The sequence below is a fragment of the Lentzea californiensis genome, assembly GCF_024648825.1.
In the GTDB taxonomy this organism is placed as follows: domain Bacteria; phylum Actinomycetota; class Actinomycetes; order Mycobacteriales; family Pseudonocardiaceae; genus Lentzea; species Lentzea californiensis.
The window spans coordinates 1594045-1618700 of the sequence record NZ_JANBBE010000001.1; the positions used below are offsets into that span (position 1 = coordinate 1594045).

Below are 24656 nucleotides of genomic sequence, written 5' to 3' on the forward strand. Positions count from 1 at the left end.
CCTGAGCTGTGAGTCAGGCGTCCTCAGGCTGGGGAGAATGTCCGATCCCGGCTTCGGCATACTGGGATTTCTGCTACAGCGAACTACGAGGTGCGATTTCACGTGTGCGGAGTGCTCGGACTCATCTGTTCCACCGAAGCCGTTGCGGTTTCCGCGCGTGCCTCTGTGGCCGCAGCACTGCGCTGCCAGCGGCACCGTGGGCCCGACGAGCAGGACACCTGGGCTGATGCCGAGGTCGTTTACGGGTTCAACCGGCTGAGTTTCATCGACCTCGAGCACTCCCACCAGCCGCTCGTGTGGGGGCCGCCGGAGAACCCGACGCGGTACACGTTGAACTTCAACGGCGAGATCTACAACTACAAGGAGCTCCGGGCCGAGCTCATGCGGAAGTTCGGGGCGAACTTCAAGACCAACGGTGACGGTGAGGCCATCGTCGCTGGTTATCACTACCTCGGTGCTGACTGGGTCAAGATGTTGCGCGGCATGTTCGCGTTCATGATCTGGGACGCTGAGGAGCGGGTGGTCTTCGGCGCCCGGGATCCGTTCGGGATCAAGCCGTTGTACTGGGCCGCTGGGCCCGGTGGGGTTGGGTTCTCGTCCGAGAAGAAGAGCTTGTTGCAGCTCACCGGGGTTCTCGGGATCAGTCAGGAGCTTGATCAGACTGCGTTGCAGCACTACCTGGTGTTGCAGTACGTGCCTGAGCCTGAGTCGTTGCACAAGGCGATTCGGCGGGTTGAGTCCGGGACGTCGTTCAAGGTGTCGCCCGGTGGGCAGGTGCTGTTCAACCGGTACTTCAAGCCCGTGTTCTCGCCTCGGCCTGTCAACGGGGCGCATGAGGCCGAGGCGCTGTACGAGCGCATTGCCGACGTCATGCGTGACTCGGTGGCCAAGCACATGATTTCCGACCCTGATGTCACGGTCGGTGCGTTTCTCTCTGGCGGTATCGACTCCACGGCTACTGCGACGCTGGCCAAGCAGCACAACCCCAACCTCATCGCGTTCACCAGCGGTTTTGATCGCCAGGGGTACTCGGAGGTGGACGTTGCCGCGGAGACTGCGGCGGCCATCGGGGTGCGGCACGTCGTTCGGACCGTGTCTGCGGACGAGATGATGGAGGAGTTGCCGCTCATCATCTGGTACCTGGACGACCCGGTGGCGGACCCGGCGTTGGTGCCGTTGTACTTCATCGCGAAGGAAGCGCGTAAGTACGTCAAGGCTGTGTTGTCCGGTGAGGGTGCGGACGAGTTGTTCGGCGGGTACGTGATCTACCACGAGCCGCTGTCCTTGTCGCCCTTCGAGAAGGTGCCGGGCGGCGTCCGCAAGTTGATGGGCGCTGTGTCGAAGTCCATTCCGGAGGGTGTGCGCGGTAAGGACCTGCTTCGGCGTGGGGCGCTCAAGCTCGAGGAGCGGTACTACGGGAACGCTCGCAACTTCAGTGACGCGCAGGTGCGTGCTGTGTTCCCCGGTTATGTCGAGGGCATCGGCTTCCAGGACGTCACGGCGCCCTGGTACCGCGAGTCCGAGGCCTGGGACCCGGTGGCGCGGATGCAGCACATCGACCTCTTCACGTGGTTGCGCGGCGACATCCTGGTCAAGGCCGACAAGGTGACGATGGCGAACTCCATCGAGCTGCGCGTGCCGTTCCTCGACCCCGAGGTCTTCCGGGTCGCGGCCGAGGTGCCGCTCGACCAGAAGCTCACCGAGGGCACGACCAAGTACGCGCTGCGCAGGGCGCTGGCGAAGATCATTCCGGCGCACGTGCTCAACCGGCCCAAGCTCGGGTTCCCGGTGCCGATCCGGCACTGGCTGCGGGCCGAGATGTACGACTGGGCGCGCGGGATCATCAACGACTCGCAGACCGGTCACCTGCTCGACAAGAACGCGGTCATGAACCTGCTCGCCGAGCACAAGTCCGAGCAGTTCGACCGCAGCCGGCAGCTGTGGAGCGTGCTCTGCTTCATGATCTGGCACGGGATCTTCGTCGAGGGGCGGATCAGCCCGAAGGTGCCGGAGCCGGTGTACCCCGTCCGCCTTTGACGAGTGGTGTTGGTGACACCTCCACGTGAAGGGCTTGTTAGTTGTCATAGGCTAACCAAGTGGCCACTGCGGGGAGAAGTACGCGCTCTACGTTCGTGATCGACACGCGACCGTTGAAGATCGTCGCGTATCGCCGGCTGTGGGTCTCCACGATCATCACGGCGGTGGGCTCCCAGCTCACCGCCGTCGCCGTGCCCAAGCAGGTCTACGACCTCACCGGGTCTTCGGCGTGGGTCGGCATCGCCGCCGGTGTGGCGCTGGTGCCCCTGCTCGTGTTCGGGCTGTGGGGCGGGGCGGTCGCGGACACGGTGGACCGTCGCAAGCTGCTGCTCGTCACGAACATCGGCATCGCGGTCTCGTCGGTGCTGCTGTGGGCGCAGGCGGCGATGAACGTCGGCTCGGTGTGGCTGGTGATCGGGTTGCTCGGCCTGCAACAGGTCTTCTTCGCGGCCAACGCTCCGGCGCGGCAGGCTTCCATCGCGCGGCTGGTGCCGGCGGAGCTGTTGCCGTCGGCCGGTGCGCTGGGCTCGACGGTCATGCAGTTCGGCGCGGTGCTCGGGCCGTTGCTCGCGGGTGCGTTCATGCCGGTCGTCGGGCTGTCCACGTTGTACCTGGTGGACGCGATCGCGCTCACCGCCACGGTCTACGCGGTGTGGAAGCTGCCCTCGATGCCCCCGCTCGACGGGGTGATCCGGCGCGCCGGCCTCAAGGACGTGCTGGCCGGGTTCACGTATCTGTGGGCGCAGAAGGTGCTGATGGCGAGCATGCTGCTGGACATCATCGCGATGGTGTTCGGCATGCCGCGGGCGCTGTTCCCGGAGATGGCCCAGCACACGTTCGGCGACCCGGCCGGTGGTGGGTTCGCGCTGGGCGTGCTGTTCGCGGCGATCCCCGTCGGCGCGGTGATCTGCGGTCTCACGTCCGGCTGGATCTCCAACGTCAGCAGGCACGGCGTCGCGCTGACGCTGGCCGTCGTCGGCTGGGGGCTCGCGATCATGGGCTTCGGTCTCGCCGGTTCGCTGTGGGTCGCGGCGGGGTTCCTGGCGCTCGCGGGTGCGGCGGACATGGTGTCGATGGCGTTCCGCGGCGCGATCCTGCAGTCCGCCGCGACGGATGAGATGCGCGGACGGATGCAGGGCGTCTTCATCGTCGTCGTGGCCGGTGGCCCGCGCATCGCGGACCTGTTGCACGGCACGGGTGGCGCGGCGTTCGGCACGGCCGCGGCGGTGTCGGTCGGCGGACTGCTGGTCGTCGTGGCGTCCGTCGCGATGGTGGCGGTGCTGCCGGCGATCTGGCGCTACCGCTTCACTTCCGCGAGCTGATCTCCGCCGGGTTCGGCGCGGCGACCTTCACATCGGAGCCCCAGTCTGAGAAACGAGCCTCGTCGACGATCTGCGCGCCCTGGAACTCGGTGTAGAAGGTGATGCGGATCGGCAGGCCGCTGCCGTCCAGCTCGACCTCGCCGGTCGAACCGGCGACCTCCTGGTCCAGCGCGAGCTTGACCTCGGCCTTCAGGCCCTCGTCGGTGAGGTTGTCGTACGCCTTCTGGTAGTCGACGGCGATCGAGTACCGGGTGCTGCCGCCGACCTGCGCGGTCAGCCTGAGCTCACCGCCGGCCTGGATCACCGGCAGGTGGTAGGTCGTGAAGGCGGCCTGCTGGTAGACGATGTCGTGGAAGCCGAGCAACGTCGTCGTGAAGTCGTCGTCGACCCTGCGGTCCAGCTCGACCCACGGCTTGTCGGCCGGCAGGCCGAACACCGCGGCGGGCAGCTTCACGAACGCGATGTCCTTCCTGGTCGACACCAGCCGGAGGTCGACCGCCTCGCCGCCGGTCTGCACGGGACGCTTGGTGGTCGCGTCCATGCTCGGGACCTCGCCGCCCAGCCGCACGCTGCCGCTCGACGGTGCCCGGACTCCGCCTCCGGTCGGCGGTGGCGTGATGGAGAAGCGGTAGGACCCCTTCTCGCCGGCGGTCTTGGTCACCGCGGCCACCAGGCTCTGCACGTCGCGGTGCTGGGACTTGGTGTCGCTCGCGGGTTCGGAGGAGGAGCAGGCGGTCAGCGCCAGAGCGGCGATGATCGCGGTCGCCGCGAGTCTCATCGGGCAATTGTTACATCAAATGGGTGAGGTAGGCGTCCGTTCGTGCTGGTGGGCAGGCACAACGGGCAGAATCTTCGGGCATGGCTGAAGCGACTCCACAAACGGAGCAACCAGAGCTACATCGGGCAATCGGCCCGAAGCTGCTGCTGTTCTTCGTCGTCGGCGACATCCTCGGCACCGGCATCTACGCCCTCACCGGCAACGTGGCGGGCAAGATCGGCGGCGCGCTCTGGCTGCCCTTCCTGCTCGCGTTCGTGGTGGCATTCCTGACCGCGTTCAGCTACCTCGAGCTCGTCGGCAAGTTCCCCAAGGCCGCCGGCGCCGCGCTGTACACGAACAGAGCGTTCAAGATCCACTTTCTGACGTTCATGGTCGCGTTCGCGGTCATGTGCTCCGGCATCACGTCGGCCTCGTCGGCCGCGCTCGCCTTCGGCCGCACGTACCTGCGGCAGCTGCTCATCGAGTTCTTCGACGTCGCGCTGAGCCCGGAGTCGCTGGTCATCACCGGTATCGCGATCGTCTTCATCGCCGGCCTCGCTCTGATCAACTTTCGCGGCGTGTCCGAGTCGGTCAAGACCAACGTGGTGCTGACCTGCATCGAGCTGTCCGGTCTGGTGATCATCATCCTGATCGGCGCCTGGGCGGTCGTCAACGGCGACGGCGACCCGGGCAGGCTCACTGAGATCAACGTGCCGTCGGGCAGCAACGTGATGCTCGCGGTCACCTCGGCCACGGCGCTCGCGTTCTTCGCGATGGTCGGTTTCGAGGACTCGGTGAACATGGCGGAGGAGTGCCGCAACCCGGTCAAGATCTTCCCGCGCGCGATGCTGTGGGGCATGGGCATCGCGGCCCTGATCTACGTGCTCGTCGCGATCACGTCGTCGCTGCTGATCCCGTCCGACGAGCTGGCGAAGGCGAGTAGCGGCGCGTTGCTGAAGGTCGTCACCGTCGGCGCCCCGGGCTTCCCGCTGTGGATCTTCGCGTTGATCGGTCTGCTCGCCGTCATCAACTCGGCCCTGATCAACATGCTGATGGCGTCGCGACTGCTGTACGGCATGGCGAACGAGAAGATCATCCCGAAGTTCTTCGGTGTCGTGCACCCGTTCCGCCGCACGCCGTGGATCTCGATCGTCTTCACGACGGGCGTCGCGGTGATCCTGGTGTCCACCGCCGACATCGGCAAGCTCGGCGGCACGACGTCGTTGCTGCTGCTGATCGTCTTCACCATCGTCAACGTCGCGTGTCTCGTGCTGCGCAAGGAGCCGTCCGAGCACAAGCACTTCCGCGCGCCCACGTGGGCGCCCGTGCTCGGCGCGATCACGTGTGCGTACCTCGCGATCCCGTGGACGTCCGGTCGCCCGGCAGGCGACTACGTGATCGCGGGCTACCTGCTGCTCGCCGGTCTGGTGCTCTGGGGCATCAACCGCGTGCTGCACGGCAAGGTGGAGATCCACCCGGAGAACCTCACCAAGTAGGGGTTCTCAGTCCAGCAGGTGCTTCAGGAACCGGTCCGGTTCACCCAGGAAGTTGCGGGTGAGCCGGACCGGTTCCGCTGTGTCGTAGGAGACTTCGTCGATCGTGTCGCTGATCTCGAAGATCGTGGAGTTCGGTGCCGCGAGCAGGATCGGCGAGTGCGTGGCGATGATGAACTGCGAACCCTCCTCCACGAGTTCGTGCATGCGCCTCAGGACCGTCAGGCAGCCTTTGACCGACAGGGCGGCCTCGGGTTCGTCGAGGACGTAGAGGCCCCTGCTGCCGAACCTGTGGTTCATCAGGTCGATGAAGCTCTCGCCGTGCGACCGCTCGTGCAACGACTTGCCGCCGTACGACGCGTGGATCCCCCCGCCGATCCGGTCGATCTCGGTGGCGACGTTGTAGAACGACTCGGCGCGCAGGAAGAACCCGGTCCTGGGTTTTCTCGTGCCCCGGCTGAGGACCAGGTAGTCGCCGAGCGACGACTCCGTCGCCCTGGTGGCGAAGTTGAACGACTGGGTGCCGCCCTCGGCGTTGAACCCGGCCGCCACCGCGATCGCCTCGACCAGCGTGGACTTGCCCGCGCCGTTGTCCCCGACGAGGAAGGTGATGGGGGACCTCAGTTCCAGCGGGTGCTCGATCAGGTGCCGGACGACCGGGAGCGTGAACGGGTAGCGGTGGGTGTCGTCGGCCTGGTCGAGGCGGATCTGCCGGATGAACGTCACGCCAGCCGTGCCAGCTCGACCGGGTCGTGGGCGCAGAACACCTCGGCCTCGCCGCTCGCCTTGAGCTCCCTGAGGCGTTCTACATTGGACAGACGCTGCTCGCGGATCGTCTCGGTCTGCTTCGCGGTGAGCTTGAGCGCGAAGATGTTGCTCGGCGGCGTCTCGACCTCGCCGCGGTAGAAGTACGCGTCGCCGGCGTGCAACAGCCAGCCGTCGTCCGACTTCACCGCGATGCCCGTGTGGCCGCGGGTGTGGCCGATCAGCGGCACCATCAGCACCTCCTCCGGCAGGCCGGCGATGTTCTTGACGGCCTGGAAGCCGAACCAGTCCTCGCCCTCGGCCCTGTGCGTCTCGAACTTGACGCCGTCCCTCTGCGCCTTCGGGTACCGCGCCCGCTCCTTGGTGCCGCGCGCGTTGGTCGCGGCCTCCAGTTCGGTGTCGAGCACGTGCACGGTGGCCTTCGGGAAGTCGCGCAGGCCGCCCGCGTGGTCGAGGTCGAGGTGGGTGAGCAGGATGTGCTTCACGTCGTCGGCCGTGTACCCGCGCTTCTCGACGTGGCTGATCGCCGTCTCGGTGATGTCGAGCACCGGCTTGAGCAGCTTGCGGCTCAGGCCGTCGATCGTCGCCTTCGGGTTGATCACCTCGTTCGTGCCGAAGCCGGTGTCGACCAGGACCAGGCCCTGGTCGGTCTCGATCAGCAGGCAGTGGGCCACCAGGCCGCCCGCCACCAGGGGAGGCCGGAACGTGGCGCAGTTGAGGTGATGAACCTTCATGGGCAAATCCTTCCGCTGGCCCCGTAGGCTTCAGCCTCATGTTGGGGATCTCGTACGAGGGTGCCACCGCCGTGATCACGACTGTAGGCGCGGGGCTGCGGTCTTTCGAGGTGGACGGTGTGCCGTACGTCGAGACTTTCGGCGCTGACGAGAAACCCCCGATGAGCGCCGGGGCCGTGCTGGTGCCCTGGCCCAACCGGACCGCCGGTGCGTCCTGGGTGCTGGACGGGGCTCGGCAGCAGCTGGAGGTCACGGAGCCTGCTCGCGGGAACGCGGTTCACGGGCTGGTGCGGCGCCGGCCCTGGGACGTGTTGGAGCACACCGGGTCGTTGGTGTCCTTGCGGGTTCTGATCGAGCCCCAGGCCGGGTGGCCTGCTGCTTTGGACGTCACCGTTTCTTATGCGTTGGATGAGCGCGGGCTCACCGTCACGCATGGGGTTACCAACGTCGGGGACGTTGCCACGCCTTTTGGGGTTGGTACGCATCCCTATCCTCGGGCTGGGAACGCTGCTACCGATTCGTGCACTTTGACGTTGGCGGCTACTACGGTTTTGCCGTTGGATGCTGAGCGGATGGTGCCTTCTGGGCCGGCTGTGCCGGTGGAGGGGACCGAGTTCGACTTCCGTGGTGGGCGGTCGTTGGAAGGTGCTCGGTTGGACACGCCCTTTGGGGGGTGTGAGCCTGGAGCGGACGGGCTGGTCCACCACACGTTGGTCGCTGAGAGCGGTGGGGTTGAGGTTTGGGCCGATCCTGCGTTTCGGTGGGTTCAGGTTTATACGCCTGATTCCTATCCTGGGCGGGGGCGGGCTGTGGCTGTTGAGCCCATGACCTGTCCGCCGGATGCTTTGAATTCTGGAGTGGATTTGATCTGGGTTTCTCCTGGGGAGTCTTGGGGGGCTCGGTGGGGGATTCGGCCGTTGGGCTGAGCGCGTCGGTTCCCCGGCTTGCGGGCCGCGACCTTGCGGGTGGTCGCCTTGCGGGCGGCGAGCTTGCGGTTGCGTGCGTTTTCCTGGGGGCTCTGCCCCAGACCCCGGCAATCTGATCAGGGGGTCCACGCCACGGGTGGGTTGATGGCACGCCTGTTGCGTTGGGCGGCTGCCTGTTGCTTAGAGGGTGGCGTTGGCGATGGGACCCCACCGCCCTTGCCTTGCGGTAAGGACGGCTCGCCTTCGGCTTCGCTGGGCGTCAGGGGTGGCCGAGTGTCGGAGTAACCGTTAGCGTTGCTAACCATGGACATCGCGATCACCGGTGGTTACGTCGTTCCCGTCGACGGCGAGCCCTTTGAAGGCGGCACTGTTCTCATCCGGGGCGGCAAGATCGTTGCTGTGGGTGCTGACGTCGACGTTCCTGATGGGGTTCAGGTCGTCGATGCTGACGGGGCTTGGGTTTTGCCTGGGTTCGTCGAGGCTCATGCGCACATCGGTGTCCATGAGGAGGCCGAAGGCTGGGCTGGGCAGGACACCAACGAGATGACTGATCCTGTTGGGGCTCGGATGCGGGCGCTTGACGCGATCAACCCTGCTGACCTCGGCTTTGCCGACGCGCTCAGTGGTGGGGTTACCACGGCGGTGATCAAGCCCGGGTCTGGTAATCCCATCGGTGGGCAGACTGTTGCCGTCAAGTGCTGGGGGCGGACTGTTGACGAGATGCTCGTCAAGGAGCCGGTCAGCGTCAAGAGTGCGCTTGGTGAGAATCCGAAGCGGGTGTATGGCGAGAAGGGGAAGTTGCCGTCTACGCGGCAAGGGGTTGCGGCGGTCATCCGGGACGAGTTGACCAAGGCTCAGGACTACCTCGCCAAGAAGGCCGAGGCTGAGGCTGACGGGAAGTCCTTCGACCGCAACACCACCCTCGAGGTTCTGGGGAAGGTGCTCTCCGGCGAGCTGGGCTGGTGTCAGCACGCGCATCGGGCCGACGACATCGCCACTGCGATTCGGTTGTCTGAGGAGTTCGGGTATCGGCTGATCCTCAACCATGGGACTGAGGGGCATCTGATCGCCGATGTCATTGCCGACAAGCAGATTCCGGTCATCATCGGGCCGCTGTTCACCAGTCGGTCCAAAGTGGAGTTGCGGAACCGGGGGCTGCGCAACCCCGGGATCTTGGCGCGAGCTGGGGTGGAGTTGGCGATCACCACTGACCATCCTGTTGTGCCCATTCACTTCCTGGTGCACCAGGCCACGCTGGCTGTGAAGGAAGGGTTGGACAGTGATGTCGCGCTGCGGTCGATCACGACCAACCCTGCGCGGATCATGGGGCTGGATGATCGGGTTGGGTCGTTGAAGCCTGGGCTTGACGGTGATGTTGTTGTCTGGTCCGGGGATCCGCTCGACGTGATGAGCCGGGCCCTGCGTGTGTTCGTGCAGGGGCGCGAGGTCTACACGTGGGACGAGGCTGCTGGGGAAGGGGTCGTGGCCGACCCCTTCTACCGCGAGAGCGTTTAGCGGAGGCCTCGGCCGATCACCAGGCGCTGGATCTGGTTGGTGCCCTCGAAGATCTGCAGGACCTTCGCCTCGCGCATGTAGCGCTCCACCGGGAAGTCGCGGGTGTAGCCGGCGCCGCCGAGCACCTGGACGGCGTCGGTCGTCACCTTCATCGCCGCGTCTGTGGCGATGAGTTTGGCGATCGACGCCTGCTGGCGGAAGGGGAGTCCCTTGTCGCGGCGGCGGGCGGCTGAGATGTAGGTGGCTCGGGCCGATTCCACCGCCGCTGCCATGTCCGCCAGCAGGAACTCGAGGCCCTGAAACTCGATGATCGGGCGGCCGAACTGGGTTCGGGTCTTGGCGTACGCGACTGCCTCGTCCAGGGCGGCCTGGGCCAGGCCCACGGCGCAGGCGGCGATTCCCAGGCGGCCCGAGTCCAAAGCGGACAGTGCGATCTTGAGGCCGTCGCCCTCTTTGCCGATCAGGCGGTCGGTGCCGAAGCGGACGTCTTCGAACGCCAACTGGGCGGTGATGGAGCCGGTCAGGCCCATCTTGCGTTCCGGGGTGGCTGCGGTGATGCCCTGGGCCTCGCCCGGGGCCAGGAAGCAGGAGATGCCTCGGCCCGCGTCGGGGGACGTTCGGGCCATCAGGGTGTAGAAGTCGGCGGCGCCGGCGTGGGTGATCCACGCCTTGGTGCCGTTCACGACGTACTCGGAGCCCTTGCGGACCGCCCTGGTCGACATGGCGGCCGGGTCGGAGCCCGCCTGGACCTCGGAGAGGGCGTAGCCGCCGAGGAGTTCGCCCTCGAGCATCTCCGGGAGCCAGCGGTCCTGCTGTTCGCGGGTGCCGAAGGTCGCGAGGCCGTAGCACGACATCACGTGCACGGAGAGGCCCACGGCGACCGTCATCCAGGCGGAGGCGACCTCTTCGAGGGCCTGCAGGTACACCTCGTAGGGCTGCTCGCCGCCGCCGAACTCCTCGGGGTACGGGAGGCCCAGCAGGCCGGACCTGCCCAGTAGGCGGAACGCGTCGCGGGGGAACTTCTCGTTCTCCTCGGCGTCCGCGGCGTGGGGCTTCAGTTCGTCCCGCGCGATCTCCCTGACCAGCGCGATCAGGTCCTCGGCCTCTTGCGTGGGGAGCAACCGCTCGGCGGGCATCGTCGACCTCCGGTGTGTACTGGTAGCTGTACTCTAGTGCCTTGTGCAGTACAGCTGCCAGTGAATGTGGCAGGGTCGTCACCATGACGCGGGCGCTCACGCAGCGGCAGGCCGAGCTGCTCACCCGGTTGGAGGCGTTGTTCCTCACCGAGGGCTTCGGACATCTCACCCTGGACGACATCGCGGGCAGGCTGCACTGCTCGAAATCGACGCTGTACGCGCTCGCCGGCAGCAAGGAACAGCTGGCGGTCAGGGTCGTCGGCAGGTACTTCAAGGGGGCCGCCGAGCGCATCGAGAAGCGCATCGCGGGCCTCGACGACGTGCGCAAACGCATCGGCAGCTACCTCGCGGGAGCCGCTGAGGAGCTGAACAAGGCGTCAGCGGCGTTCATCGCGGACGTGTCGGACTTCCCGCCCACGCGCGCCACGTACGAACGCAACGCGCGCGCAGCGGCCGAGCGCATCAAGGCGTTCATCCAGGACGGCGTGGAGCGGCACGTGTTCCGCGAGGTGCACGCCGCGTTGTTCGCCGAGATGGCCGGTCTGCTCATCGAGGGCATCCAGACGGGTGTGCTCACGAAACGGGCAGGTGTTTCGGACGCCGAGGCGTTCACCGCGCTGGGCGAACTGTTGTTGGATGGGCTGCAAAGGACCGGAGCCTCCCAGAAGGAGTAGAGCGCGTGATCGTGGTTGCTGGTGAGGCACTCGTCGACATGGTGCCGGTGGGGGACGACGAGCTCACGCCGCTCGCGCCGAAGCTCGGTGGCGGGCCGTACAACGTGGCCGTCGCGCTCGGGCGGCTCGACGTGCCGACGGGCTTCCTGTCGCGGGTGTCGACCGACCACTTCGGGGAGCAGCTGATCAAGCGGCTGCACGCGTCGCAGGTGGCGACGGATCTGGTCCAACGTGGACCGGAGAACACCACGCTCGCCGTCGTCGGCCTCGCGGAGGACGGATCCGCGCGCTACTCGTTCTACGTCGACGGCACGGCCGACCGCCTCGTCGAGGATCCCGGCGCGCTACCGGCGGAGACGAAGGCCGTGTCGTTCGGCACGTTGTCGTTGGTGCTGGAGCCCGGTGCCTCGGTCTACGAGACGGTGCTGCGGCGCGAGAGCAAGCGCTTGCTGACGGTGCTCGACCCCAACATCCGGGCGGGCCTGATCCACGATCCGGGCGCTTACCGGGCGCGGTTCCGGTCTTGGCTGCCGGACGTCGGGCTGCTGAAGGCCTCCGTCGAGGACGCGCGGTGGCTCGCCGAGGACGGTGACGTGATCGAGATCGCAAGGACGTGGATTTCACAGGGACCCGCCGCCGTCGTGCTGACGAAAGGCGGCGACGGTCTGTCCGTGATCACCGCCACCGGACAGGTCGACGTGCCGCCCGTGAAGGTGGACGTGGTCGACACGATCGGGGCGGGCGACACGGTGCAAGGCGCCCTGCTCGCGTGGCTGCACGACCATGACGCGTTGAGCGCGGAGAAGATCCGTGGTCTCTCCACGGAGGAATGGACCGCGGCATTGACGTACGCCGGTGCGGCCGCCGCGATCACATGTTCCCGTGCGGGCGCCGAACCGCCTTTTGCGAGCGAACTCACCGCCGCGTTGGGTGGATAAAACGGAGGATCGGACTACCGTGGGGGAGCCGCGCTAGAAACTGGCATTACGGATGTGATGCCGGTCCCATCTCTCAGAATCGGTTCACACCGCTGCTGCGAGGCGGGCCTTCCGCCGACTAGCGTGAGTGGACTTGAAGACTCAGATCCCAACGGGGTGGTCCGAGACGACGGCAGACCCAGCGTGGACTGCCGCCACCCCGTCCGAGCGTTGAGAGGGACTTGAATGCCCGACGCGACGACTGCGCCGACCGACCCACAGACCGTCGCGCTGCGCCACGGGGACGCAGAGCTCGAGATGAAGGTGGTGCGGGCGTCCGAAGGCGCGTCCGGCATCGATCTCGGCAAGCTGCTGTCGACCACCGGTCTGGTAACCCTGGACACCGGTTTCGTCAACACGGCCTCCTGCTCCTCCGAGATCACCTACATCGACGGTGACGCGGGAATTCTGCGTTACCGCGGGTACCCGATCGAGCAGTTGGCCGCGCGTTCGAACTTTGCGGAGGTCAGCTACCTCCTGATCTACGGCGAGCTGCCGACCGCCGCCCAGCTCGAGGACTTCACCTCCAAGATCAGCAGGCACACGCTGCTGCACGAGGACCTCAAGCGCTTCTTCGACGGCTTCCCGCGCGACGCGCACCCGATGCCGGTGCTGTCGTCCGCGGTTTCCGCGCTGTCGACCTTCTACCAGGACTCGCTGTCGCCGTTCGACGCGAACCAGGTGGAGATCTCCACGATCCGCCTCCTCGCCAAGCTGCCGACCATCGCGGCCTACGCGTACAAGAAGTCGGTCGGCCAGCCGTTCCTCTACCCGGACAACTCCCTTGGCCTGGTGGAGAACTTCCTGCGGATGACCTTCGGGTTCCCGGCCGAGGCCTACGACCTCGACCCGGACCTGGTCCGCGCGCTCGACCTGCTCTTCATCCTGCACGCCGACCACGAGCAGAACTGCTCCACGTCGACCGTGCGCCTGGTCGGCTCCTCCGAGGCGAACCTCTTCGCCTCGATCTCCGCGGGCATCAACGCCCTGTTCGGCCCGCTGCACGGCGGCGCGAACAGCGCGGTGCTGGAGATGCTGGAGAAGATCAAGAACGACGGCGGCGACGTGCAGTCGTTCGTCAACAAGGTGAAGAACAAGGAGGACGGCGTCCGCCTGATGGGCTTCGGCCACCGGGTCTACAAGAACTACGACCCGCGCGCCGCGATCATCAAGAAGACCGCCGACGAGATCCTCGGCAAGCTCGGCGCCGACGACCAGCTGCTCGACATCGCGAAGCAGCTGGAAGAAGCCGCCCTGAGCGACGACTACTTCATCTCCCGCAAGCTCTACCCGAACGTGGACTTCTACACGGGTCTGATCTACCGGGCGATGGGCTTCCCGACGAAGTTCTTCACCGTGCTGTTCGCGCTCGGCCGGCTCCCCGGCTGGATCGCGCACTGGCGCGAGATGATCAACGACCCGGCCACCAAGATCGGCCGCCCGCGGCAGATCTACACCGGCCCGACGGAGCGCGACTTCATCGCGATGGAGAACCGCTAGTCAGACACTGCTTCACCCGTGCGGGGCGCGCCTGTCATGCAGGCGCGCCCCGTTCGTCTTAGCGTCGATCCGTGAGTTCCCCGTCGCTCGTCTGGTTCCGCCGCGATTTGCGGACATCCGATCATCCGGCCATTCTCGCGGCAGCGGAAAGATCGCCTCGCGCACTCGCGTTGTTCGTTCTCGACGACCGGTTGCTGAAACCGTCCGGACAGCCGCGAATCGATTTCCTGCACCGCTGTCTGCACGCCCTGAACGACGAACTGGGCGGTCGTCTGATGGTCGTGCACGGTGATCCGGTGGAGGTGGTTCCGCGCATCGCGAAGGAGATCGGTGCGGAGAGCGTCCACATCTCCGCGGACTACGCGCCATACGGGCGCCGCCGGGACGAGGCCGTTGAGGAAGCGTTGGGGGACATCGAACTCGTCCGCTCCGGCTCGCCCTACGCGGTGGCGCCCGGCCGGGTGCGCAAGCAGGACGGAACGCCGTTCAAGGTCTTCACGCCGTTCCGCAACGCCTGGCTGGAGCACGGCTGGCGCAAGCCCGCGGACACCGGCGCGTCCACTCTGGACTGGCTGGAACCGGAGTACAGCACCACGATCCCGGCCATCGAGGAGAAGCTTCCGGACGCGTTCGAACTCTGGGAGGAGTTCCGCGACGAACGGCTGCAGGACTACGACACCACCCGGGACCGGCCCGACATGGACGCGACCAGCAGGATGTCGGCGTTCCTGCGGTGGGGTGTGCTGCACCCCCGGACCCTGCTGCAGGACTGTGACGGAACGTTCCGCAGCGAGCTCGCGTGGCGTGAGTTCTACGCCGACGTGCTGTGGCACAAGCCGGAGACCGCGCGCGAGAACTACGACCGCAAGTTCGACCGCATGGTGCACGACGACGACAAGGAGCTCTTCGAGGCGTGGTGCGAGGGGCGCACCGGGTTTCCGATCGTCGACGCCGGCATGCGGCAGCTGTTGCAGGAAGGCTTCATGCACAACCGGGTGCGCATGATCGTCGCGAGTTTCCTCGTCAAGGACCTGCACCTGCCGTGGTGGTGGGGCGCCCGGCACTTCATGGAGCACCTGATCGACGGCGACATCGCCTCGAACCAGCACAACTGGCAGTGGGTCGCGGGCAGCGGCACGGACGCCTCGCCGTTCTTCCGCGTCTTCAACCCGACGACGCAGGCCAAGAAGTTCGACCCGGACGGCGCCTACGTCAGGAGGTACGCGCCGGACTCGCCCGGCATCGAACCGATCGTGGACCACGCGGTCGAACGCCAGGTGGCGCTCGACCGCTACCAGGCGATCAAAGCCTGAGCGCCTCGCGGAGCTTGACGCGAGCGCCGGTCCGCAGCACGGCGTTCGCGTAGACCTTGCCGCCCAGCCACGTGATCGCCGCGATGGCCAGCAGTGCCAGCACGACCGCGAGCAGCACCTGCCAGGCCGGAGCGACACCCAGCGCCATCCGGCCCGGCATCAGGATCGGGGCGAACGGCGGCAGCATCGACAGCACCGTGACCGTTGTGCCGGAAGGGTTGCCGATCATCAGGTTGATGCCGGCCACGAACGCCACGATGATCGTCATGCTGATCGGCGTCAGCACCGACTGCAGTTCCTCCTGGCGTGACACCAGTGACGCGGCGGCCGCGAACACGGTGGCGTACAGGAAGAACCCGAGCAGGTACCAGAGCACGCCGGTCAGCAGCGCCGCACCGCCGAGCGTGCCCACGTCGATCACGTCGAAGGCGGAGGAGAGTCCCAGGCCGACCGTGGAGATCACCAGCAGCTGCAGCAGGCCGACCGCGCCGAGGCCGATCACCTTGCCCAGCAACAACTGCCACGGCCGCACGGTCGCGAGCAGGATCTCCACGACCCGGCTGGACTTCTCCTCGACCACGCCCTGCGCCACCATCGTGCCGTAGACGAGCAGCGAGTAGTACAGCAGCGCGGCCACGATCAACCCGATCGCGAGGCGCTGACCTCGTTGCGGGTCAACGGGTTCGAGTGCGGTGACGGCCACGCGGGCGTTCGCGAGGCTCTGCGCGACCTCCTGCGGGTTGATGCCCGCCTCCGCCAGCTTCGCGGTCAGCACCTGCTGACGCAGCACGTCGTTCAGCGCCGTCGCCAGCACCTCGTCGCCGGAACCCTTGACGATCATCTTCAGCTCCGGCGGCGCACCGGTCACCAGTGCGTCGAGGGAGCCGTCGCGGACCTGCTGCTCGGCGTCGCCCGCGGTCGTGACGTCGCGCGTCTCGACCTCGATGCCGAACGCCTTCGCCTTGTCCCGCAACGGGTCCGCGAGCTGCGTGGCCTGCCCGGACAGCCCCACGACGCTGTGCTGCTGGTCGTCGAACAGGACCGACTGCAGCACCACGTACCCGGCGAGCACGGCGATGATCACGGCGGTGCCGATCAGGAACGACCTGGTGCGCACCTTCATGACGAACTCGCGCTTCGCCACCAGCGAGACAGCTCGGGCCGACGTCATGCGCTCCTGCCCTCGATGGTCACGACGTTGCGGAACAGCTCGGTCAGCGACGGGCGCTGCCGGGAGAACTCGTGCACGGGACCGGCCGAGAGCGCCGCGTGCAGGACCGCCTGGTCGTCCACGCCGTCGGCGAGTTCGAGGACGCACCGCGTCCCGTTCTTCTCGATCACCCGCACGCCACCCAGCGTGGCAGCCCACTCGGTCGTTGGCGACTCCACCACGAGGCGAGCTTCGCCACTCGACCGGAGCTCGTCCACCGTTCCGGTCGCGACCATCGAACCGGCGCTGACGATGCCGACCCGGTCGCACAGCCGTTCCACCAGGTCGAGCTGGTGGCTGGAGAACACCACCGGCACCCCGGCGGACGCCTTCTCGCGCAGCACCTGGCTCATCACGTCCACCGCGACCGGGTCGAGGCCGGAGAACGGCTCGTCGAGCACCAGCACGTCCGGCTCGTGCACCAGTGCGGCGGCCAGCTGGACGCGCTGCTGGTTGCCGAGGCTCAGGCGCTGCACCTCGTCCGTGCGGCGGTCGCGCAGCCCGAGGCGCGCGATCCAGTTCTCCGCGCTCGTGTGGGCCTCGTTGGTGCCCATGCCGTGCAGTTCGGCCAGGTAGACGAGCTGGTCGAGCACCTTCATGCGCGGGTAGAGGCCGCGCTCCTCCGGCATGTACCCGATCCTGCGCCGGGTGTCGAGGTCGACAGCTCTGCCGTTCCACCGCACCTCGCCGGAGTCGGCCGCGAGCACGCCCAGCGCGATGCGCATGGCCGTGGTCTTCCCGGCGCCGTTGCTGCCGACGAAACCGAAGAGCTCGCCGGCGCGCACGTCGAAGGACATGTCCCGCAGGGCGACGACCTCCCCGTAGCGCTTGGAGATCCTGTCGATCTCCAGCACTCCCTCAGGCACGGTGAACCCCTTCGTTAGCCCGGATGGCGGTAATCGCACTGAAAGTATCGGTGAGCAGGGAACGGGTGAAACGATACGGGCGTCTACGGCGAATCGAATGAACGACCAATTCACTCAACGGGGGTGACCATGGAGCCCATTGACCCGGATCAGTGGCTCAAGCAGTACGGGGCCAAGATCGAGCAGGCCAAGCAGCACGCTGAGCAGGCACGCGACCAGCTCGGTGGTGTCGGCGGGAGCGCCAGCTCGCCAGACGGCCTGATCACGGTGACTGTCAACGCCACAGGCGTCTTGACAGACCTCCAGATCAAGCCCGAGGCCCGTGGCATGGACCCCAGTGAGATCGCCTCCGCAGTGCTCGCCGCTTCCACCAAGGCCCAGCGTGACGCCTCCGGCCGTGTCGTGCAGATCATGACGGACTTCGTCGGCGACAGTCCCGCGCTCGAGTTCGTGAAGGCGCAGATGCCGAACGGATACAAGGGCGACGGAACCGACGAGGAAGAACCGAAGTCGGAGTTGGAGCGCAAGGACGTCCGGCCGGACGACGAGTACTTCACCAACCCGCCCGACGTCATGGCCTGAGTGCAGGAGGGGGTTAGGCATGCAGCAGCAATTCAACATCGACCTGGACGAGCTGAGAACCCACGCCGCGAACGTGGACCGGCTCATGGAACGGATGCGCAAGGCCACCGAGACGTGCGATCCGGGTGCTCTCACCACTGAGGCGTTCGGCGTTTTCCTCGGTTTCCTCGCCCAGAACGTCCTCCAGCAGGCGGGCCTGTCGCAGGACGGGCTCGGCAAGGCCGCCAACTCGCTGATGGACATGGCCAGCGGGCTCAAGAAGACCGTCGAGCAGTACGAGCAGGTCGACCTCGACAACATGTTCGGGTTCCAGGGAGGCCGGGGATGAACGCCCCAGCGACGCAGTCCAACGGTGCCGACACCCAGCAGCTGATCAGCAACATCTCGAACACCTACTCCGCCATCGAGCGCGGCGACTGGGTCAACGCGGGCCTCGGCATCGCGAACTCGGCCATGGGCATCGTCGGCATGTCGGCGAACCCGCTGAGCGGTTTCCTCTCCGCCGGTTTCAGCTGGGCCATCCAGCACGTCGACTTCCTGCGCGAGCCGTTCGACGTCCTGCTCGGCAGCCCCGAGTCGATCGCCAAGATGTCGCAGTCGTTCCAGAACGCGGGCAAACAGGTCCACGCCATCGCGAACGAGTACGAGAAGATCTGCGTCTCGCAGACCCGCGAGTGGTCGGGCAAGGCGGCCGACGGCTACCGCGCCGCGGCCAAGCGGCACGCGGGTGGCCTGGAGACCCTCGCCAAGTCGGTCGAGGGCATCGCGGGCGCGGTCAAGGGCGCGGGCGAGCTCGTCGGCACCGTCCGCAAGATGATCATGGATCTGATCAGCCAGGCCGTGTCCGACATGGTCATGAAGATCATCCAGTGGCTGGCGGCGTCGTTCCTGACCTTCGGCGCGGCCATCGCCGGCGCCATCTCGGACATCGTCACGACCGCGGTCAACTACGCGAAGAAGCTGGCCGACTTCCTGCAGAAGCTCGTCGGCTCCGTGCAGAAGCTGATGAACCTGATCAAGTCGGTCTCGCAGATCGCCAAGGTCGCCGAGCAGGTCGTCGACGCGATCTCCTCGATGGCGAACGGCGGCAAGGGCGGTGGCGGCGGCGGACCCGTCCGCAACACCGCCGGTGGCTTCGACGGCATCCGCGCCGAGGACCAGAACCGCGCCGCCGCCGGTGCGAACGGCACGTTCACCAGCGGCGTCACCGACACCTCCACGGCCCGTCCGACGGCGGGCGACAACCTGCACGACGCGCGGACCGCGACCGGCGGCACCGGCTACAACCCCACCCCCGGCAACCCCGGTCAGGCGGGCGGCGGTGTCGGAGGACCGGCTGTGAGCCCGGTCCGCACGCTTCCCGGCAACGCGGGCGGCGGCTCTGGTGGCGGTTACGTCCCGCCCGGCTCCGGCTCTGGTTCCGGTTCCGGCGCGGGTACGAGCGGTCCCGGTCGCTGGGTGCCCGGTCACTGGGAGTCCGGCAAGACCACGACGGCCGGTGGCGAGACCGGGACCAAGATCCCGTCGATCGGCACTCCGCCGGCGGCGAACGACTGGTACCGCCCGCCGGCCACCGACCACGCCGCGTCCGCTGCGGCGGCGGGTGGCGGAGCGGGTGGCGGTGCGCCCAAGGGCGGCGGCGGTGGTGGCGGAGGCGGTATGCCCCCCGGTCTCGGCGGTGGCCCGGCCGGTGGCGGTGGTGCCGGTGGTACCTCGGCCACGCAGTTCGGTGGCGCGGCCGGCGTCATGGCGGCCGGTAGCGGCGCTGCTCCTGCCGCTCCCGCGGCCGGTGGCGCCGGTGGCGGCGGCAAGGGCGGTGGCGCCGGTATGGGCGCGGGCATGATGGGTGGCGCTCCGATGGCCGGCGGTGCCGGTCAGCAGGGCGGCAGCAACGAGCACAAGCGCAAGGTGCGGATCGAGGGCGAGTCCCTGGTCGAGCCCCCGAAGGCCGCGAAGCCGGTCATCGGCGAGTGATCCTGCGGTCCTTGCGCTGAAACGGGGCGTCCTTCGCGGACGCCCCGTTTTTCATGCGTTCGTCAGGAGCTCCTCGATCTCGGGTGCGGCCTTCTCGCGGTCCTTGGGAACCAGGCCGATGCGTGTGCGCCGGTCGAGTACGTCGTCGGCGTCCAGCGCGCCCTCGTGCTGGATCGCGTGAACGACGTCGGCCTCTGTGACGCCGGGCGCGATCGGGGTGGTGGGCGCCGGCCTGTCGTCGACCAGGCGGATGTCCTTGGTGCGGCACGGGACCTGCGTCAGGTTCGTCGCGTCGACCGCGTCCGCCGCCATCCTGCGGTAGGTGGTGAGCTTGCCGCCGACGACCGTGATCACGCCGTTCGGTGCCGTCAGCACGGCGTGGTGGCGGGAGAGGTCCGCGGTCCGGCCCTCGGACTCGATCAACGGGCGCAGGCCCGCGTAGCTGCCGATGACGTCGTCCCTCGTGAGATTTCGTTGCAGGACGTGGGAAGCGGTCGTGAGCAGGAAGTCCACATCGGACTCCGGTACCTGCGGCACGTCCGGGATGTCGTCCACCGGCTCGTCGGTGAGGCCGAGGTATGCGCGGCCGTTCGCCTGCGGCAGCAACAACGCGTAGCGGTTGCGTTCGCCGGGAACGGGGATGGTCAGCGCCGTGCCGGTGAGGCCCGCGCTCCTCGCGTCGATCACGAGGTGCGAGCCGCGCGACGGGCGCAGCTGCACCGGGGCGAGCGTGCCGGCCCAGACCCCGGTCGCGTTGACCACAGCCCGGGCCTTCACGGTGAAGGTGGTGCCGGTCAGCGTGTCCACCGCCTCGGCGCCATCGCCCTGCAGCGTCACGACCTTCGCGCGGGTGATGATCCTCGCGCCCTGCCCGGCGGCGGTTCTGGCCAGCGCGACCACGAGCCGTGCGTCGTCGACGAGCTGGCCGTCATAGCTCAGGAGACCGCCGGTGAGCTTCGCCGGATCAAGGCCGGGGACCAACGCCATGGCCTCGTGCCGCTGCACCCGGCGGGGGCCCGGCAGCACGTCCGACGGCGTGCGTGCGGCGATGCGCAGCGCGTTGCCGGCGCGGAATCCCGACATGACGAAGTGGCCGGCGTTGGCGTGCAAGGGGAACAGCATCGGCAACGTGCGCGTGAGGTGCGGTGCCGTCCTGGTCATCAGGATGCCGCGCTCGACGGCGCTCTCGTGTGCGAGCCGCACGTCGCCCTTCGCGAGGTAGCGCAGGCCGCCGTGGACGAGCTTGCTGGACCACCGGGACGTCCCGAACGCCAGGTCGTGCGCCTCCAGCAGGACGGTCCTCAGGCCTCGGGAAGCCGCGTCGAGCGCGACCCCCGCGCCCGTGACGCCACCGCCGATGACGAGCAGGTCGGCGACTTCCCGTTGCGCTGCTTCGAGGTCCTGCAGGCGCCTCGCGGCGTTCAAGGACGTGTTCACGGTTTCAGGGCTCCGTCCAGCTGCTTGGCGAGCTCGTCGAGGAGTGCGGTGAAGTCGAGCCCGGACGTGGCCGGTCTGGTCGAGAGCACCATCGACTGCGTGGTCAGCAGCACCACGCGTGCCTGCGTCTTGGCGTCACCGAACCGGATCGAGCCGTCGAGGTGCCCGGCCTCGACCTGCGCGACGAGGAACTGCTCGACCAGCCGCTGCGTGCTGCCGAGCCGGTCGGTGAGGTACGGCAGCATCAGGTCCGCGTCGAGCTGCAGCACGCGCTGCATCAACGGGTTGGCGTCGAGCAACCGGATGGCGTCCACGGCCCGTTGCACGAGCTGTTCGCGCGCGTTGCCGTGCCCGCCTGCCCGTTCGACCTCTTCGAGCAGCGCAGCGAACTCCCTGGTCATCAGGGCTCTGACGAGGTGGTCCACGTCCGGGTAGCGGCGGTAGAGCGTCATGCGGCTCACGTTGGCCCGTTTCGCCACGTCGGTCAGGGTCGTCCGGCGGACCCCCACCTCCAGAACACACTCACGGGTGGCGTCGAGCAGGGCGTCGTGGGTGTGACGTTGAGACGTCATGTGTAACACTGTAGCAGTGACCAGGGCTCGATGGACCTCCGAAACCGTGCCGTTGCCGCCGCATGCGCTGGCTTGGCTCAGTCAGCGCGTCGGGCTGGGGGAGCCGCTTCCCGAGGTGCCTGTCGTGGTGCCTCCGTCTGAGATGACTGAGGACGCTTTCACGGCGTTGGAGGCCGTGTGTGCGGTCTCCGTCGAGGATGCGGACCGGCTTGGGCGTGCTGGTGGGCTGTCTTACCTGGACCTGTTGCGGCGTCGTGGGCATGGGGAGCTCGCTGTGCCGGATGCCGTGGTGCAGCCTGGCTCGCCCGAGGAAGTCCTTGAGGTGCTTAGGGTTTGTGTCGAGTACGACATCGCTGTGGTGCCGTTCGGTGGTGGTACTTCTGTGGTGGGTGGCGTTGAGGCTCTGCGCGGATCCAAGTCTGCTGTCGTGGCGTTGGACCTTGCCGGGCTTGGGCGACTGGTCTCTGTCGATCCTGTGTCGCGGGTGGCTGTTTTGCAGGCTGGGATCACCGGGCCTGAGGCGGAGAAGTTGCTGGGGGAGCACGGGTTCACGCTGGGTCATGTGCCGCAGTCGTTCGAGCGGGCCACGATTGGTGGGTTCGCTGCTACCCGGTCTGCCGGCCAGGCCTCGTCCGGGTATGGGCGGTTCGAGGACATGGTCGAGTCGGTTCGGGTCGCTACGCCAGTTGGCGAGTGGGTTGCCGGGGCTGCGCCCGCGTCTGCTGCTGGTCCGGATCTGAAGCAGTTGGTGCTTGGTAGTGAAGGGCTGTTCGGGGTTATCACTGAGGTTTCCGTGCGGGTTCGGCCCAAGCCGGTGGGGGCCCGGTACGAGGGGTTTGTGGTTGACGGGTGGGAGGCCGGGGTCTCCCTGGTGCGGTCGCTGGCTCAGGCTGGGGTTTTGGCTGATGTCACTCGGTTGTCCGATGTGGACGAGACTGAGGTCGCCTTGGAGATGGCCGGTGCTAAGGCTGATCTGGTCAAGAAGTACCTTCGGTTGCGTGGCGTGAAGCAGCCTTGCCTGGTGATTCTTGGGTGGGAGTGCCGATCCCGTGCCGCGACCGTGAGAGCGTTGAGCGGGCACAAAGTCGTGCGACTTGGCCGGGCCATGGGCGCTTCGTGGCTGCACGGGCGGTTCAACGGGCCTCGGCAGCGGGATGCCCTGCTGGACGCCGGTGTTTGTGTTGAGACCCTGGAGACTGCTACTTGCTGGTCTCGGGTTTCTGAGCTGCGTGATGCTGTTCGTGGCGCGTTGGTTGCCGAGCTTGGGAATCCTGTGGTTATGTGCCATGTCTCCCATGCTTATGAGACTGGGGCTTCGCTTTACTTCACCGTGTTGGTGCCTCGGGATCTTTCTGATCCTGTCGGGCAGTGGGGGAGGGCCAAGGTCGCTGCCTCTGACGCGATCTCTCGGTTGGGGACCATCACGCATCACCATGCGGTGGGGCGTGATCATTTGCCCTGGTTGGAGAGGGAGATCGGAGTTGTTGGGGTTGATGTGTTGCGGGCGGTGAAGGAGCGGGTTGATCCGACTGGGATTTTGAATCCTGGGAAGTTGGTTTAGTCGCGGGTCTGCTGCGTTCCCCGGTTGCGTTGAGCGAGTTGCGGTTGCGTGCGTTTTCCTGGGGGCGTCCCAGACCCCGGCAATCTGATCGGGGGGTGGCGCCGCCTATGGGCTGATGGCACGCCTGTTGCGTTGGGCGGCCGCCGGTTGCGTTGAGAGTGCGTTTGGCGGTGGGTCCCGTCACGAGCCACAGCAGGAGCTATGGCGCGACTCGTGACGGGACCCACCGCCAGGCCCGTATGGAAAGACGGCTCGCCTTCGGCTTCGCTGGTGGTCGGGCGTAGGCGTTGGTTAGAACTTCACGAGCATCTTGCCGGTGTTCTCGCCTCGCAGCATGCCCAGGAATGCTGAAGGGGCCTGGCGGGCGCCGCCTTCGATGATGGTCTCGGAGTACTTGAGTTCGCCGGAGGCGATCCAGGCTGCCACCTCGGACACGAACTGCTCCTGCAGGGCCTTGTGGTCGCCTACCAGCATGCCGCGGAGCGTCAGGCGCTTGGCGAGGATCTGGATCATGTTACTCGGGCCCGTCGGCTTCTCGGCCGCGTTGTACTGCGAGATGGCGCCGCACATGGTGATCCGGCCGTTGAGGTTGAGGGCCTCGATGGCTGCTTCGAGGTGTTCGCCGCCCACGTTGTCGAAGTAGACGTCGATGCCGTCGGGGGCTGCGGCCGCCAGCTGCTTGGCCACTGGGCCGTCCTTGTAGTTGAAGGCTGCGTCGAAGCCCAGTTCCTCGGTGAGGTACTTGACCTTCTCGGCGGAACCGGCGGAGCCGATCACCCTGCTGGCGCCCTTCAGGCGGGCGATCTGGCCGACGATCTGGCCCACTGCGCCTGCTGCGCCTGAGACGAAGACTGCGTCGCCCGGCTTGAACTCGGCGGTGGCCAGCAGGCCCGCGTAGGCGGTCAGGCCTGGCATGCCCAGGACGCCCAGGTACGTGGAGAGCGGGGCTACCGAGCTGTCGACCTTCACCGCGTGCTTGGTGTTGACCACGGCGTATTCGCGCCAGCCCAAGCCGTGCAGGACGTTGTCGCCCTCGGCGAAGCCCTCCACGTTCGTGCCCACTGCCACTACCTCGCCCACCGCGCCGCCGTCCAGTGGGGCGCCCACCTGGAACGGGGGGATGTAGGACTTGACGTCGTTCATCCTGCCGCGCATGTACGGGTCGACGCTCATGACCACGTTGCGCACCAGGATCTGGCCTTCGCCCGGGGTGGGGATCTCGACCTCGGCGATCTCGAAGGTCTCCTCGGTCGGCCAGCCGTTCGGGCGGGACGCGAGCCGGACCTCTAGTGCGGTGTTCGTCAT

22 protein-coding genes are annotated in these 24656 nt (G+C 67.2%); 13 read left to right on the plus strand and 9 right to left on the minus strand.

Annotated features, from left to right (window positions below; genetic code table 11):
* The first annotated feature begins 102 nt into the window (after positions 1 to 102).
* A complete protein-coding gene (gene asnB / locus LX88_RS08280; protein ID WP_258947163.1) occupies positions 103 to 2037 on the plus strand; it encodes an asparagine synthase (glutamine-hydrolyzing) in 1935 nt (644 codons plus the stop codon).
* Positions 2038 to 2132: 95 nt separating this feature from the next.
* A complete protein-coding gene (locus tag LX88_RS08285) occupies positions 2133 to 3359 on the plus strand; it encodes an MFS transporter (protein WP_258947164.1) in 1227 nt (408 codons plus the stop codon).
* Here the strand turns inward: LX88_RS08285 and LX88_RS08290 are convergent.
* Positions 3343 to 4137: a hypothetical protein gene (locus LX88_RS08290; RefSeq protein WP_258947165.1), complete on the minus strand. Its 795-nt coding sequence runs from the start codon at positions 4135 to 4137 to the stop codon at positions 3343 to 3345. The genes LX88_RS08285 and LX88_RS08290 overlap by 17 nt on opposite strands.
* Before the next feature lie 80 nt (positions 4138 to 4217).
* Between LX88_RS08290 and LX88_RS08295 the strand changes: the two genes are divergently transcribed.
* Complete coding sequence (locus tag LX88_RS08295) at positions 4218 to 5612, plus strand: APC family permease (RefSeq protein WP_258947166.1); 1395 nt, start codon at positions 4218 to 4220, stop codon at positions 5610 to 5612.
* A gap of 6 nt (positions 5613 to 5618) precedes the next feature.
* On the opposite strand, the gene LX88_RS08300 is transcribed toward LX88_RS08295, so the two are convergent.
* On the minus strand, positions 5619 to 6335 hold the full coding sequence (locus LX88_RS08300) for an AAA family ATPase (RefSeq protein ID WP_258947167.1): 717 nt from the start codon (positions 6333 to 6335) through the stop codon (positions 5619 to 5621).
* Complete coding sequence (locus LX88_RS08305; RefSeq protein ID WP_258947168.1) at positions 6332 to 7108, minus strand: MBL fold metallo-hydrolase; 777 nt, start codon at positions 7106 to 7108, stop codon at positions 6332 to 6334. The genes LX88_RS08300 and LX88_RS08305 overlap by 4 nt, the downstream gene beginning before the upstream one ends.
* 38 nt (positions 7109 to 7146) lie before the next feature.
* Between LX88_RS08305 and LX88_RS08310 the strand changes: the two genes are divergently transcribed.
* Both LX88_RS08310 and LX88_RS08315 read left to right on the plus strand, forming a co-directional pair.
* Positions 7147 to 8034 (plus strand): aldose 1-epimerase family protein, encoded by an 888-nt coding sequence (locus LX88_RS08310; protein ID WP_258947169.1) that lies wholly within the window; start codon positions 7147 to 7149, stop codon positions 8032 to 8034.
* A gap of 303 nt (positions 8035 to 8337) precedes the next feature.
* Positions 8338 to 9549 (plus strand): amidohydrolase, encoded by a 1212-nt coding sequence (locus LX88_RS08315; RefSeq protein WP_258947170.1) that lies wholly within the window; start codon positions 8338 to 8340, stop codon positions 9547 to 9549.
* Here the strand turns inward: LX88_RS08315 and LX88_RS08320 are convergent.
* The gene (locus LX88_RS08320) at positions 9546 to 10685 is read right to left on the minus strand and encodes an acyl-CoA dehydrogenase family protein (RefSeq protein ID WP_258947171.1); all 1140 of its coding nucleotides are present in this window, start codon (positions 10683 to 10685) and stop codon (positions 9546 to 9548) included. The two genes, LX88_RS08315 and LX88_RS08320, sit on opposite strands and share 4 nt — an antisense overlap.
* Before the next feature lie 83 nt (positions 10686 to 10768).
* On the opposite strand from LX88_RS08320, the gene LX88_RS08325 reads away from it, so the two are divergent.
* The 4 genes from LX88_RS08325 (at position 10769) to LX88_RS08340 (ending at position 15149) form a co-directional block, all read left to right on the plus strand.
* Complete coding sequence (locus tag LX88_RS08325; protein ID WP_258947172.1) at positions 10769 to 11359, plus strand: TetR/AcrR family transcriptional regulator; 591 nt, start codon at positions 10769 to 10771, stop codon at positions 11357 to 11359.
* Between the two features lie 5 nt (positions 11360 to 11364).
* Positions 11365 to 12297, plus strand: a complete 933-nt coding sequence (locus LX88_RS08330) for a carbohydrate kinase family protein (RefSeq protein ID WP_258947173.1) — start codon at positions 11365 to 11367, stop codon at positions 12295 to 12297.
* Positions 12298 to 12522: 225 nt separating this feature from the next.
* Positions 12523 to 13836, plus strand: a complete 1314-nt coding sequence (locus LX88_RS08335) for a citrate synthase (RefSeq protein WP_090065417.1) — start codon at positions 12523 to 12525, stop codon at positions 13834 to 13836.
* 71 nt (positions 13837 to 13907) lie between these two features.
* On the plus strand, positions 13908 to 15149 hold the full coding sequence (locus LX88_RS08340; protein ID WP_258947174.1) for a cryptochrome/photolyase family protein: 1242 nt from the start codon (positions 13908 to 13910) through the stop codon (positions 15147 to 15149).
* Here the strand turns inward: LX88_RS08340 and LX88_RS08345 are convergent.
* Positions 15139 to 16320: an ABC transporter permease gene (locus LX88_RS08345; protein WP_258947175.1), complete on the minus strand. Its 1182-nt coding sequence runs from the start codon at positions 16318 to 16320 to the stop codon at positions 15139 to 15141. The two genes, LX88_RS08340 and LX88_RS08345, sit on opposite strands and share 11 nt — an antisense overlap.
* Complete coding sequence (locus LX88_RS08350; RefSeq protein WP_258947176.1) at positions 16317 to 17225, minus strand: ABC transporter ATP-binding protein; 909 nt, start codon at positions 17223 to 17225, stop codon at positions 16317 to 16319. Before LX88_RS08350 ends, LX88_RS08345 begins: the two co-directional genes overlap by 4 nt.
* 129 nt (positions 17226 to 17354) lie before the next feature.
* On the opposite strand from LX88_RS08350, the gene LX88_RS08355 reads away from it, so the two are divergent.
* Genes LX88_RS08355 through LX88_RS08365 form a run of 3 tightly spaced genes read left to right on the plus strand, consistent with a single transcriptional unit; the run spans position 17355 to position 19781 of the window.
* Positions 17355 to 17807, plus strand: coding sequence for a YbaB/EbfC family nucleoid-associated protein (locus LX88_RS08355; protein ID WP_090065808.1), 453 nt, complete (start codon positions 17355 to 17357; stop codon positions 17805 to 17807).
* Positions 17808 to 17826: 19 nt separating this feature from the next.
* Positions 17827 to 18135 carry a hypothetical protein gene (locus LX88_RS08360; RefSeq protein ID WP_258947177.1) on the plus strand — a complete coding sequence of 103 codons (309 nt, stop codon included), beginning with the start codon at positions 17827 to 17829 and terminating at the stop codon, positions 18133 to 18135.
* The gene (locus LX88_RS08365) at positions 18132 to 19781 is read left to right on the plus strand and encodes a WXG100 family type VII secretion target (protein ID WP_258947178.1); all 1650 of its coding nucleotides are present in this window, start codon (positions 18132 to 18134) and stop codon (positions 19779 to 19781) included. The genes LX88_RS08360 and LX88_RS08365 overlap by 4 nt, the downstream gene beginning before the upstream one ends.
* Positions 19782 to 19832: 51 nt before the next feature.
* Here LX88_RS08365 and LX88_RS08370 read toward each other — a convergent pair whose 3' ends face one another.
* Positions 19833 to 21218, minus strand: a complete 1386-nt coding sequence (locus tag LX88_RS08370) for a glycerol-3-phosphate dehydrogenase/oxidase (protein WP_258947179.1) — start codon at positions 21216 to 21218, stop codon at positions 19833 to 19835.
* Positions 21215 to 21790: a TetR/AcrR family transcriptional regulator gene (locus LX88_RS08375; RefSeq protein ID WP_258947180.1), complete on the minus strand. Its 576-nt coding sequence runs from the start codon at positions 21788 to 21790 to the stop codon at positions 21215 to 21217. Before LX88_RS08375 ends, LX88_RS08370 begins: the two co-directional genes overlap by 4 nt.
* On the opposite strand from LX88_RS08375, the gene LX88_RS08380 reads away from it, so the two are divergent.
* Positions 21789 to 23351, plus strand: coding sequence for an FAD-binding oxidoreductase (locus LX88_RS08380; RefSeq protein ID WP_258947181.1), 1563 nt, complete (start codon positions 21789 to 21791; stop codon positions 23349 to 23351). The genes LX88_RS08375 and LX88_RS08380 overlap by 2 nt on opposite strands.
* 291 nt (positions 23352 to 23642) lie before the next feature.
* Here the strand turns inward: LX88_RS08380 and LX88_RS08385 are convergent, their stop codons facing one another.
* A complete protein-coding gene (locus LX88_RS08385) occupies positions 23643 to 24656 on the minus strand; it encodes an NADP-dependent oxidoreductase (RefSeq protein ID WP_258947182.1) in 1014 nt (337 codons plus the stop codon).